The following is a 12,139-nucleotide window of genomic DNA, read 5'->3' on the forward strand; positions in this document are numbered from 1 at the left end:
CATGAGCGATTTCGACTACGACCTGATCATCATCGGGTCTGGCCCTTCGGGGCGGGCGGCTGCGATTCAGGCAGGCAAACTGCAACGCCGGGTGCTGGTGATCGACCGCAAAGACCGCTTGGGCGGCGTTTCGGTTCACACCGGTACGATCCCGTCGAAGACCCTGCGGGAAACCGTGCTGAACCTCTCGGGCTGGCGCGAGCGCAGTTTCTATGGGCGGTCCTATCGGGTGAAAGACCAAATCCGGGCCGAGGACCTCAAGGCCCGGTTGCACATGACGCTGGATCACGAGGTCGATGTTCTGGAACACCAGTTCAACCGCAACCACGTGGAAACGCTGAACGGTCTGGCGAAATTCGTCGGCCCGCATGAGATCGAGGTTGCAACGGATGCGGGCAAGACGACCCGGCTGACAGCCGCCAAGTTCCTGATCGCCACCGGAACCAAGACCTACCGGCCCGATTATGTGCCCTTCAACGGCAAGACTGTGGTGGACGGCGACGATTTTCTTGAAATGGACGAGATCCCCCGGTCGCTCTGCGTGATCGGCGCGGGCGTGATCGGGGTGGAATATGCCACCATGTTCTCGGCGCTGGATGTGCGGGTCACGTTGATCGAGCCGCGCGAGACCTTTCTGGACTTCATCGACAGCCGGTTGATCCACGATTTCACCCATCAGATCCGCGAAAACGGCGTGGACTTGCGGTTGGGTTCGGCGGTCGAAAAGATCGAGGATGCCGGCGGCCATGTGGAAGTCACGCTGGACAATGGCCGCCATGTCCGGGCCGAGATGCTGCTGTTCGCCGCCGGGCGCATGGGCGCGACATCGGCCCTGAACCTGTCGGCGGTGGGTCTGGAGACAGATCACCGCAACCGGATCACGGTAGATCGCAAGACTTATCAAACCGCTGTGCCGCATATATATGCGACAGGCGACGTGATCGGGCATCCCTCTCTGGCATCCACATCCCTACAACAAGGTCGCGTCGCGGCCTGTCATGCGCTGGAGACCCCAACCCTGCCGGAAAGCCCGTGGTACCCCTACGGCATCTACTCCGTCCCCGAGATTTCCACCTGCGGCATGTCCGAAGAAGAGCTTCAAGAACGCGGTATCCCCTATGAGGTCGGCGTGGCGCGGTTCCGCGAAACCTCGCGCGGGCACATCATGGGACTGGAGCACGGGATGCTGAAGATGCTGTTCTCGCTGAAGACCCGCCGGGTGCTGGGGGTGCAGATCGTCGGTGAAGGCGCAACCGAGCTGATCCACATCGCGCAGGCCGTGCTGAACCTGAAGGGCACCGTGGACTATTTTGTGCAGAACACGTTCAACTATCCGACACTGGCCGAAGCCTATAAAATCGCCGGGCTGGATGCGTTCAACCGAATGCCCATTCCCGAAGAGTTCAAGGTCAAGAAAAAACCCGCAGCGAAACAGGCGAAAAAGGCGTGACCACGCTTTATATTGATGCCGATGCTTGCCCGGTAAAAGCCGAGGCCGAACGTGTGGCGACCCGGCACAAGGTACCGATGGCACTGGTGTCAAACGGGGGTTTGCGCCCCTCGGCCAATCCTTTGGTACAGGTTGTGGTCGTATCTGAGGGCGCGGACGAGGCGGACAAGTGGATAGCCGAGCGCTGCGGTGTCGGCGATGTGGTGGTGACGTCCGACATCCCGCTGGCCGCGAAATGCGTCGAAGCCGGTGCTCGGGTTCTCCGCCCCAATGGCGAGGCCTTCACCGCCGCCAATATCGGCCAGCAACTGGCGATGCGCGATCTGATGGCCGACCTGCGCGCGGCCAATCCGCTGGGCGCTGGTGGCGGAGGGAAACCGTTCAACAGGGCCGACCGATCCCGGTTTCTGGACGCTTTGGAACGGGAGTTACGCGCGGCACAAAGGGCGTAACGCTCCCGCCCGTCGAAGCCGCATCAAAGATGCGTCACCTCCGGTTGGGCCGGGCAGCGCGTGCCGCGCGGCGGTTTTTAAGGCCATGGTCACGCTGGAACAGGGGTACGGTTTTCGCAGATGGGCAGGTGAACGATTGCGCTGAAAGCACCGATGGCAACGCCGATCCACCAGACCATCGTGTAGTCGCCATAAGCGTCATACATGCGGCCCCCCAACCAAATGCCCAAAAAGCTACCAATCTGGTGACTGAAAAAGATGATCCCGTAGAGCGTACCCATATACCGCAACCCAAAAAGATGAGCGACCAGCCCTGATGTCAGCGGGATTGTGGCCAGCCATAGCGACCCCATGACCAGAGAAAAGACGATGACAGAGATCGGTGTAATCGGAAAGACGATGAAGACAGCGGCCGCAAGTGTCCGCGCCGTGTAGACCCCGGCCAACAGATATTTCTTGGGAAAGCGGCTACCCGCCCAACCCGCTACCAGTGTGCCGCCTATATTAGCCAGACCGATCAGAGAAATCGACACAGCCCCCAGCGCCGATGTTGTCGTGATCCCGACGGCGTGCAGTACTCCTCCTGGTTGGATCGGCCCACACATCTCAGTCACGAAGGCGGGGAAATGGGCGGTGATGAAACCCAATTGGTAGCCACAGCTAAAAAAGCCTAGAAAAATGAGCGCGTAAGATGGGTCTCGGAAAGCGCGCGCCAGGATTTCTCCCATGCTGTCCTGCAACTCGGCCTTGGTGGCCGCTTGCGGCGCGCGCATGAAAGGCAAGGTCAGGACAAGGGCCAGAATAAGCAGCGCAAAGATGATGAAAACCTGCTGCCAGGGCAGAAAGCTCAGCATCCATTCGGCTGCGGGGGCGCCAAGGACCTGTCCAAAACTGCCCGCTGCCGTCACGATAGCCAGAGACATCGAGCGGTTCTGATCCGAAGACGCCCGCCCGACAACAGCCAGGATTACACCAAACCCGGTTCCGGCAATGCCAAAACCTACAAGCCAAGCGTATAGTTGATGTTCGAACGGTGTCACCGACCACGCGGTCAGGACCATGCCCGCGGCATAAGTCAGCGCTCCAAGAACAATCGCGCGCCTGTCACCAATTTTTTCCGCAAGCGCACCAAAGATCGGCTGGCCGATCCCCCAGGCCAGGTTCTGAATCGCAATCGCCATCGAGAAGTCGGTGCGCAACCAGCCGAATTCGTCGGCGATCGGAATCTGGAACACCCCGAACGACGCGCGTACGGCAAAGCTAACCGTGATGATGATGCAGCCAACGATCAGGATCGGGTTCAGCAGGCGTTCGTATTGCGGCATTGGGCCCTCGGACGGTTCGGTCCAAGGACGGTAGAGGAAATCTTGACGTGGTCAATTCAGGAGTTTTGGGACTTCGGATCAGCAAAATTGATGCGTCGCGGGAATGGCCGCTTTTCAACGGGCTGCGCGGCGGGTATGCCTCGGAATATGACGGATTTGATTTCGCTTTACGAGGCACGCATTGCCGATGGCAGCCTGACCCGAGACGATGCGCAAGAGGCTGTTCTTCCTCATTTCGAACGTATCCGTCAGGCTCTGGCCGCCCCGGTTAAACGCGGATTCTTCCGCAAGGCCCCACCTTCACCGCAGGGGTTGTATCTGTGGGGCGGCGTTGGGCGCGGCAAGTCGATGCTGATGGACATGTTTGTTGATGCGCTGGAGGATATTCCCGCACGACGCGTTCATTTTCATGCCTTCATGCAGGAAATCCATGCCGGGATGCACAAAGCCCGCGCCGATGGCGTCGAGGATGCGTTGGCCCCGGTGGCCGATGCGGTTGTGAAATCCGTCCGCCTGCTGGCTTTTGATGAGATGCAGATCACCGATATCACCGATGCAATGATTGTGGGACGTCTGTTCGACCTGCTGCATGCGGGCGGGGTGGCGGTGATCACGACCTCGAACAGGCACCCGGACGATTTGTATAAGGATGGCCTGAACCGGCAGCTGTTCCTGCCGTTCATCGCGCATATCAAGGAACAGCTTCAGGTGTGGGAGTTGGTCTCGCCCACCGACTATCGACAGAACCGTTTGGAAGGAGCGCCGGTCTATTTCACCCCGATTGGACCTGAGGCGCGGCAGAGCGTTCGGGCTGTGTGGCAGGACTTGTCCGGGGGTCAGGCTGATCCCTTGGTTTTGCAGGTCAATGGTCGCGCTGTCGAGCTACCGGCGTTTCGGAATGGGGTGGCGCGCGCCAGCTTCTACGATCTATGCGGGCGGATGTTGGGGCCTGCAGATTATCTGGCCATTGCAGAAGCCATCAAAGTGCTTGTGTTAGAGGATATTCCGCGCCTTTCTCGCAACAATTTTAACGAGGCAAAACGCTTTGTGACTCTGATCGACGCGCTTTACGAGGCAAAAGTGCGACTGATTTGCTCGGCGGCTGCGGAACCTGAGATGTTGTATGTCGAGGGCGAAGGGACGTTTGAGTTCGAACGCACCGCATCACGTCTGCGGGAAATGCAAGCACAGGATTGGGGAGCATAGGGGGCTCTGCCCCCGACGCGCTTTGCGCGCCTCCCCCGGGGATATTTTTGGCCAGATGAAGCGGCGCGGATCGGGAGTTAGCCGTTTTCGCGTAAGATGTGACCAGCCAGATAGAGCGAGCCGCAGATCAGGACGCGGGCTTGCGGGTCATCCGTGACGATGGCGGTTAAAGCATCCATGACACTGTTTGCAGTAGTGGCCGGCAGATTGACTTTGGCGGCCGCGGATGCGGTGTCTTCGGCGCTAAGCGTGGCGGCTTCTCCCGGTATGGAAACGGCAGTCAGGCTTTGGGCCTGTGCGGCCAGTGGAGCCAGGTATCCGGTGACGTCCTTGGTGTTGAGCATCCCGCAGATCATATGGGTGGGGCATTTAGGCAGTTTCGCCAGCACATCGGCCAAGGCGATCCCGGCGGCGGCGTTGTGGCCTCCGTCCAGCCATAGCTCTGCTTGGGGAGCGGCATCAACGAGCGGGCCGGTTTTCAGGCGCTGCATCCGGGCTGGCCATTCGGCGCGGGTGACAGCGGCCTCATAGGCGTCATCGCCCAGGTTCAGGTGGCGCAGGACCGCCAGCGCGGCACCTGCGTTCTGGATCTGGTGCGCGCCCAACAGGTTTGGCAGAGGCAGGTCGCGCAGACCCGTTTCGTCCTGATAGATCAGGCGTCCGTTTTCCTCGTGTACATGCCAGTGCTGGCCGTAAACCAGCAGCGGCGCGCCAAGACGGGCGGCGGTGTATTCTATGACCTCGAGCGCTTCATCGGGTTGGGGTCCGACGATGCAGGGCACGCCGGGTTTGATGATCCCGGCCTTTTCCGCCGCGATCTTGCCCAGCGTATTGCCAAGGAACTGTTCGTGGTCGATGGACACGGGCGTGATCACCGTAACTGCGGGTTCGTGGATCACATTGGTGGCGTCTAGACGCCCGCCAAGACCCACTTCGAGCAGAGTGTAATGGGCCCGTGTGCGCGCAAAAGCCAGAAGGGCGGCGCAGGTCGTGATCTCGAAATAAGTGATGTTTTCGCCGTTATTGGCGGCGTAACATTCGTCGAGCACCTCGGTCAGGGCCGGTTCCGAGATCAGCTCTCCGGCCAAGCGGATACGTTCGTGGAACCGGGCCAGATGCGGCGAGGTATAGGCATGGGCCGACAGCCCTGCCCCTTCGAGCCCTGCGCGGATCATCGCCTGGGTTGAGCCTTTGCCGTTGGTCCCGGCGATATGGATCGCCGGGGGCAGCATCTCTTGCGGGTTATCCAGCGCGGCCAGCAAACGCCATACCCGATCCAAGGTCAGGTCAATGATCTTGGGATGCAGCGCCATCATCCGGTCGAGGACGACGTCAGAAGACGGTGATGTCATTTTTCGTCCGCAGGTTCAGCCGCTGCTTCGGGCTGGGCTTCTTCCGGGGTTGGAGCGGGCAGATCGCCCATCACCGCTGGCGGCTGATTCAGCAGCATCCGGGTGATGGTGATCAACTCGTCCCGCATTTCGGTGCGCTTGGTGACGCGGTCCAGCATACCGTGATCAAGCAGGTATTCGGCGCGCTGGAACCCTTCGGGCAGTTTTTCACGGATGGTTTGTTCGATCACGCGCGGCCCGGCAAAACATATCAGCGCATTGGGTTCGGAAATGTGCACGTCACCCAGCATCGCATAAGACGCAGTGACGCCACCGGTGGTCGGGTGAGTCAGCACGACGATATAAGGCAGGCCCGCCTCTTTCAGCATCTCGACCGCCACAGTCGTGCGCGGCATTTGCATCAGGCTGAGGATGCCTTCCTGCATCCGCGCACCCCCAGCGGCAGAAAACAGGATCAACGGGCGTTTCAGCTTCACCGCCTCTTGCGCGGCGGCGATGATGGCGTTGCCGACATACATGCCCATTGAGCCGCCCATGAAGGAAAAGTCCTGCGCTGCCGCAATGATCGGTGTGCGGCCAATCTCACCGGCAGCCACCAGCATCGCCTCTTTCTCGCCGGTCTTTTTCTGCGCCGCCTTCATCCGGTCGGGGTATTTCTTCTGATCGCGGAACTGCAGCGGGTCGTCTTTGGGCGCAGGGACCTCTACCTCGGTAAAGATACCGCCGTCGAACAGGTGAGCAAAGCGTTCCCGTGGGGTGATCGCCATGTGATGATCGCATTGGGTGCAAACATTCTGGTTTGCCGCCAGTTCGCGGTGAAACAACATCGTTCCGCATTCATCGCATTTGTGCCAAAGGTTTTCGGGAACCTCGCGGCGCGAAAAGATCGAGTTGATCCGGGGGCGGACGTAGTTTGTGATCCAGTTCATGTCGGAACCTTGCTAATGCGGCTTTGACGTCAAATAAGACGCAACGGAAAGAAATGCAATCAACGCCTGAGCGCAAGGCGCGCGGTCAGCCAACTGACGGTCATGATGGCGAAATCCACGTAGAGCCATTGCCGCAATATACCGGTATCGGACATGTCGTAAGGCAGGTGGAAAAGGGCAAGGCCGCTTAGGCTGTCAGGCAACGAGATGAACAGCAACGCCACGGTATTGTTGAAGAAATGGAGTGCTATCGCAGGGCCCAACGTGCCTGAGCGCGCGGTGAGATCAGCCGCGAAAACGCCAAACATGATAGACCAAAGCGCAATCAGCCCGGCGTTCCCTTCGGCGGTACCGGGGGCGTAGTGGCCTATTCCGAACAGCAAAGATGGGACGAGTATCCACACCGCAGGCGACCGGAATCGCGCAGCGAGGGCTTGTTGCATATAGCCGCGAAACAAAAACTCTTCTGCGCTGGTTTGAATCAGAACTGCACCTAAAGACAGGGGCAGAAACAACAGCCATGTCGACAAGGCCAGATTCGGAACGAAAGCGGCCCCCATATCATATGGCGGCAACACCGTGATGACGACACCAAGCACCACCAATGCGCGCAAGACGACCCAGAACTGTGCAACACTTTGACCTAGTGGGCCCAAAACAGACGCGAGCGACCTTTGGTGAAGACGGCGGACCGCCAGTCGAACGCCCAATGTCACAAAGGCGAAACTGCTCAGCAGAACCAACATGGACAACGGTGAGGAACCGGACAAAAACGCCTCGGCCCATTCGTAGGACCCTATAGCTGAAATGACGATCAGAAGCGCCAGATTCAGGGCAATGACAACGGCTGCGACGATGCCCAACCCCGCCAACAGACGCCAAATCTCAGCGCGCGCCCGAGCCGGGGCCACAAGCTGTTCATGCGACCCGTAGCGGGGCGAGCTGATCTCAGGCACGTTCATTTACGCTCTCGGGCTGGCCGGGATCTTCCAGGAAGATGGTTGGGTCCTTGGTCTCGTTCACCCGGTTGGCCAGTGAGGTCAGATACCCGGCAACAGTTTCAAGCAACTGAACGGCAACACCCGCGTCGCTGTCGACCACGGCGCGGAACTCTTCGGCACCAATGCGCAGGAAGGAACACTCCTCCAGCGCCACAAGGTCCAACTGACGGGGGTCCCGAGTGATGATGGACAAATCCCCGATCAGACGGCCCGGTTCAATAACCGAAACCTGCCGCGAGGTGCCGCCCTCGATGGGCCATTCCAGGCTGGCTCGGCCCGAGATGCAAAGATAGGCCGCATCCGGTGCCTGACCGCATGAAAAGATGACCTGACCAGCCGTGGCATGGTACCATTGCGCCGAAAAAGCCAGCAGGCGCTGGTTGCGGCCATCCATGCCGGCGAACAGCTCGGTCGAGGATATGATCTTGAGCTTGCGGCTGAGATCCTCAGTCGTGTCCACCTCGTCCAGGGTTCGCGTCTTGGAGACGCCGTCGATACGGCCATCCTTGATCTCGACAAACAGGTCGTAAGCCTCGGGATGGGCAAAGTGATCTTCCATGAAGATCATGATCGAGTCGGGCAACAGCTCTCGCAGTTTCAACCGCGTCCGCAGTCGGCTTTCGGAATCGTGGCTGGCCAGCGCCTTGTCCAAGATTAAGACATCGGGCCGCTTGATTCCAGCGCGCGAAAAGGCGGCGCGCTCTTGAAACACCGTCGGCAGGTTGTTTCCGCCCAGCCCCGAGGGCAAGTCATAGATGATCGCCGCCGCACGACGGCGCAGACCGGCCTCGTTCAAGATATCGGCCACCACATCCTCGATCTCATCCGCATGCGCGCCCGCCATCAACGAGATACGGCCAAAGAGCGCATTCTCAATGACCGTCATACGCTCGATATAGGCGTCAGGCGTAACGGGGATGAACATGCCCTTCAGATGCGCGCGCAGACGGTCCGCCTGTCCGCTGCGGATGGCCAGAATTTTCTCTTTGTATTCGTCGGGGAAATCGGGGCCAATCTGTTCCGCCGTTAACAGGAAAGGAACGGTCAACAGCAGCGCGCGTTCCTGATCGGTGATCCCGGCCTCACCCTTCAGCTTGCGCCGTTCCTCGATATCCAGCAGGCGGTAATACATGTCCTTGGTCATGCCCAACCGCAGGAATAGCGGGTGATCGGTGCCATCCCGTCCGAAAGTTCGGTTCAGTGTCTTCAGCACCGCGCTGGAGATCCCCATCGCGTCGTCATCCAAATCATGTGCCCGCAACATCGACATGAACCGCCGGTCGCCCGCCAGAATATCGGGCGAAATATCATGCGACGGCGCGGCGTAAAGCAGGTTGCCCCCCAATGGAACCGCCGGGTTGAACAGATCCGGGTCGAAGCGGTAGACATACCGGTCCAGCCCCTTTTCCTGTAACCGCTCGGCCACGCGGCCGCGCAGATCGACAATTTCACGCGCCAACGACGGGTGCTGCACCGGATCGAACTGAGACCGCAACGTCCGACGGAACATGAACTCGTCAATGCCCATGGATTCGACCAGCTGGAACCACCAGTCCCGGATGTCGTCGATATCCTCCAACCCGGCCAGCGCGGGATCGATCCACTCGTCCGACAGGGAATCTACCGGGTTTCCGGCGCGTTCCGCTTCGATCTGCCAACGTGTCGGCGCTTTTTGGGCCTCTTCTGCATGTTTCGGACGGGTGCGCAGGGGCATCAGCAGATTGTCCCCCAAGGTCCCGTCGAACAGATAGGGCCGCGAATAGGCATAGCCTATCCGGGCCGCGATCACCGCCTGATGCAACCCTTGCAGATCGTGCCCGCCAATGGTCACATCGCCTTGCACCGGAAGCAACTCGCGCGTGAGGACCTGAGCCAACGCACTGCGCTCGGCCGCGTTCGAAGATTGGATCGCAACCCGCGCGCCCTTGGGGATCGTCAGGTCGATATCTTCAAGGATCGTTTTGCCGTCATCGTCGCGGACTGTCACGTTGCGCAACTGAATTACGCCCGTAAGGTGTGGAATCGTCTCTGGCTCGCCCACGAACAGGTTTTCTGGAATCATATTGTCCGGCGCGAACCGCTCGGTCACGATTTCCCAGCGCAGAGACATATCCTGCACCTGATTGTAATAAGTCAGCAAATCCTTCCACGGGCCGCTCAGATCCTTGTAGGCCCCCAGCGCCGCAACCAGCGCGCCCACCGTAACCTCTCCTTTGATCGCCAGATAGCCGCCAACCGAATAGAACAGGAACGGCGTCATCTGAGTGATCAGATTGTTGAGAAATTTCATGAAGAATTTCTTGTTGTAGATCTTGAACCGTATCTCGAACAAGGTGCCCAACCGATGACTGAACAGCGCCAGACGATATCGCCAGCCCCCATTGGTGCGTAGATCACTGATGCCCGCGGCACTTTCGCCGATTTCCGAACTCAGATGACGCACCTCCTGGATGCGGTCCTTGTTCAGCAGGTTGATCTGCCGTTGCAGCTTGGGAATGATCCACGCTTGCAGCGGGATCAGCGCGATGCTGGCCAATCCGAACCAAACGCTTTGCATAAACAGAAAGGTGACGATGGTCATCATCTGCCCGAACTGGAAGACCGGCTGGGCAATCGCATCGCCCATCAACCCTCCCATCGGCTCTGCCTCGGAGGTGATCATCGACACCAGCTCACCCTGGCTGGTGGTCTGGAAATAGGATTTTGGGAAGCGCATGGTACGGTGGATCAGTGTGAACCGCAGCCGACGCAGCATCCGTTCGGCCAGAACGCCCTTCATCGTGTTGATGCGCATCTTCATCAGCCCGCTGATGATCACCGTCAGCAAGAACGCGCAGCACAGAATCAAGAGATACTGGACCTGTGTGAACGAGATCCCCAGCACCGTCACCGTGTCGCTGGGCGCACCGATGGCATCGTTGATGATCTGCTTGGGCAACTCCAACGAGGCGTAGAGAAACGGGAAGGACAGAACCGTCAGCACCAACAGCACAATCTGTTGCTTCTTCGAATACTTCCAAATGAACGAAAAAAGAGTGGGTTCCATACCCCGGCCTTGCCTCAAGTTTTTTGATACGCGCTTTTTCGGATGATCTACAGCAATCAGGTGCCGGACGGTACGCATTGGTCCACGCGATTGCAAGAACGGCCCTGCGGGTATCAGATCGCAACCCGCCTGCCCAGCCGAAACCCGACTGTTCCGTCGGAATTAACGCGATATTTCCGGGTTTCGGCTTTATCCTAACCACCGTCATTGACTAAACAGTGGTCAACAAAAGATGACGGGGACCATGGGCAAATTTCTGGATCGCTATATTTTCCGCAAGGTGCAGGCCCGTTGGCGGCAGGCCGCACAGATGGCCGGGCACACACCCCCCGCCCAGTTGCGCCACCAGCGAGACGAAGCGCGCAAGCTGCGCGCCGATCTGGACCGGTTGATCCATGCGGCGGATGGCCGTTTGACGCGGCCCCTGATCGGATCAAACCAATTCGCCAAACCCCTTGGCACAGATTGGAGCTGGCGCCCCGACCTCTGGCGCGAACCGCTGTCGCGCAGCGGGCTGGCCTCGGCCCCGCGCAGAACACCGTTGGACGGTCAGACTACCTTGTTTCACGACTGCGCGCTGTCGGAAATCAGCCTGCGCCAGACGCGCAACCGGCGCGACAATGATCTGGCACCCTTTGGGCTCAGTCTCGAGGTGTTCGAATTCGCAGGCTCCTTTCTGTCCCTGTCCGTCGCGTTGCCCGCAGATGCCGCGCAGGGTCTGACCAAGCAGCACCTGATACGGGTCGATGCGCAGATCGAGGCGGAACGCGATACACACGGAATGGCCCGTTTGAACATCCAGCACGGCCCCAATACCGAACAGGTTCTCAGGGAGTTAGACCCAAACCGAACAGGCGGGGTCGATTTCGATTTGGCCCACCTACCCCTGAATGAGCGGCGGATCGACAAGATCTGGCTAGATCTCATCTTTGACGCCCCGACGATGAACCGCATTTTTGTGCGCGAACTGACCTTCTGCCGCCACCATCGCGCCGATTTATGAGGCCCATATCATGACGCACCCCATCCTGACGCCGCTCAGACTGGAAAACGGAATCTGGCAAGGGCTGATCACATCCTCAGCCGAGCCGCACGTCTCAGTTCACTACCGGGATGAGGTGTTGGACGGCGTAACTCTGACTGCCTCGCCCGATGGCTGGGCGCTGGCTATTCCCGTCCCGAACTCGGCTCTGTCGGACGGGGTGCACAGCTTTGTCATCCTAGATCGGGACAGTTCGGAAAAACTGGGCGATTTCACCATCATTGCAGGGGTTCCTGCGGCGGACGATCTGCGGGCCGAGATTGACCTGCTGCGCGCGGAACTGGACCTTCTGAAACGCGCCTTTCGCCGGTCGCAACAGTCCGATACCTGACGCCT

The 12,139-nt window shown here is 59.4% G+C and carries 10 protein-coding genes; 5 read left to right on the forward strand and 5 right to left on the reverse strand.

Going from position 1 to position 12,139, the window contains the following annotated elements:
- The first annotated feature begins 1 nt into the window (after position 1).
- Entirely contained in the window at positions 2 to 1,450 is a 1,449-nt protein-coding gene (gene sthA, locus GOV79_RS11140) for a Si-specific NAD(P)(+) transhydrogenase (protein WP_170785590.1), read from the forward strand.
- A complete protein-coding gene (locus tag GOV79_RS11145) occupies positions 1,447 to 1,902 on the forward strand; it encodes a YaiI/YqxD family protein (RefSeq protein ID WP_170789838.1) in 456 nt (151 codons plus the stop codon). Before sthA ends, GOV79_RS11145 begins: the two co-directional genes overlap by 4 nt.
- An 89-nt stretch (positions 1,903 to 1,991) precedes the next feature.
- Here the strand turns inward: GOV79_RS11145 and GOV79_RS11150 are convergent, their stop codons facing one another.
- On the reverse strand, positions 1,992 to 3,227 hold the full coding sequence (locus tag GOV79_RS11150) for an MFS transporter (protein WP_170789839.1): 1,236 nt from the start codon (positions 3,225 to 3,227) through the stop codon (positions 1,992 to 1,994).
- A 147-nt stretch (positions 3,228 to 3,374) separates the two neighbouring features.
- On the opposite strand from GOV79_RS11150, the gene zapE reads away from it, so the two are divergent.
- On the forward strand, positions 3,375 to 4,433 hold the full coding sequence (zapE, locus tag GOV79_RS11155) for a cell division protein ZapE (protein ID WP_170789840.1): 1,059 nt from the start codon (positions 3,375 to 3,377) through the stop codon (positions 4,431 to 4,433).
- A gap of 77 nt (positions 4,434 to 4,510) precedes the next feature.
- Here zapE and GOV79_RS11160 read toward each other — a convergent pair whose 3' ends face one another.
- From GOV79_RS11160 to GOV79_RS11175, 4 genes are read right to left on the reverse strand one after another with little or no spacing between them, the layout of a single operon-like run.
- Complete coding sequence (locus tag GOV79_RS11160) at positions 4,511 to 5,785, reverse strand: bifunctional folylpolyglutamate synthase/dihydrofolate synthase (RefSeq protein WP_170789841.1); 1,275 nt, start codon at positions 5,783 to 5,785, stop codon at positions 4,511 to 4,513.
- Positions 5,782 to 6,714 carry an acetyl-CoA carboxylase, carboxyltransferase subunit beta gene (gene accD / locus GOV79_RS11165; RefSeq protein WP_170789842.1) on the reverse strand — a complete coding sequence of 311 codons (933 nt, stop codon included), beginning with the start codon at positions 6,712 to 6,714 and terminating at the stop codon, positions 5,782 to 5,784. The genes GOV79_RS11160 and accD overlap by 4 nt, the downstream gene beginning before the upstream one ends.
- A gap of 59 nt (positions 6,715 to 6,773) precedes the next feature.
- The gene (locus GOV79_RS11170) at positions 6,774 to 7,676 is read right to left on the reverse strand and encodes a CPBP family intramembrane glutamic endopeptidase (RefSeq protein ID WP_170773123.1); all 903 of its coding nucleotides are present in this window, start codon (positions 7,674 to 7,676) and stop codon (positions 6,774 to 6,776) included.
- Positions 7,663 to 10,761, reverse strand: a complete 3,099-nt coding sequence (locus GOV79_RS11175; protein ID WP_170789843.1) for an ABC transporter transmembrane domain-containing protein — start codon at positions 10,759 to 10,761, stop codon at positions 7,663 to 7,665. Before GOV79_RS11175 ends, GOV79_RS11170 begins: the two co-directional genes overlap by 14 nt.
- A gap of 244 nt (positions 10,762 to 11,005) precedes the next feature.
- Between GOV79_RS11175 and GOV79_RS11180 the strand changes: the two genes are divergently transcribed.
- Complete coding sequence (locus GOV79_RS11180) at positions 11,006 to 11,764, forward strand: DUF6478 family protein (RefSeq protein ID WP_170789844.1); 759 nt, start codon at positions 11,006 to 11,008, stop codon at positions 11,762 to 11,764.
- Between the two features lie 10 nt (positions 11,765 to 11,774).
- Positions 11,775 to 12,134, forward strand: coding sequence for a hypothetical protein (locus GOV79_RS11185; RefSeq protein WP_170785606.1), 360 nt, complete (start codon positions 11,775 to 11,777; stop codon positions 12,132 to 12,134).
- The last annotated feature ends 5 nt before the right edge of the window (positions 12,135 to 12,139 follow it).

The organism is Ruegeria lacuscaerulensis, assembly GCF_013034745.1.
GTDB classification, from domain to species: domain Bacteria; phylum Pseudomonadota; class Alphaproteobacteria; order Rhodobacterales; family Rhodobacteraceae; genus Ruegeria; species Ruegeria lacuscaerulensis_B.

Coding starts and splice junctions, on each gene's coding strand:
- sthA (WP_170785590.1), top strand. CDS start 2: ATGAGCGATTTCGACTACGACCTGATCATCATCGGGTCTGGCCCTTCG.
- GOV79_RS11150 (WP_170789839.1), bottom strand. CDS start 3,227: ATGCCGCAATACGAACGCCTGCTGAACCCGATCCTGATCGTTGGCTGC.
- zapE (WP_170789840.1), top strand. CDS start 3,375: ATGACGGATTTGATTTCGCTTTACGAGGCACGCATTGCCGATGGCAGC.
- GOV79_RS11160 (WP_170789841.1), bottom strand. CDS start 5,785: ATGACATCACCGTCTTCTGACGTCGTCCTCGACCGGATGATGGCGCTG.
- accD (WP_170789842.1), bottom strand. CDS start 6,714: ATGAACTGGATCACAAACTACGTCCGCCCCCGGATCAACTCGATCTTT.
- GOV79_RS11170 (WP_170773123.1), bottom strand. CDS start 7,676: ATGAACGTGCCTGAGATCAGCTCGCCCCGCTACGGGTCGCATGAACAG.
- GOV79_RS11175 (WP_170789843.1), bottom strand. CDS start 10,761: ATGGAACCCACTCTTTTTTCGTTCATTTGGAAGTATTCGAAGAAGCAA.
- GOV79_RS11180 (WP_170789844.1), top strand. CDS start 11,006: ATGGGCAAATTTCTGGATCGCTATATTTTCCGCAAGGTGCAGGCCCGT.
- GOV79_RS11185 (WP_170785606.1), top strand. CDS start 11,775: ATGACGCACCCCATCCTGACGCCGCTCAGACTGGAAAACGGAATCTGG.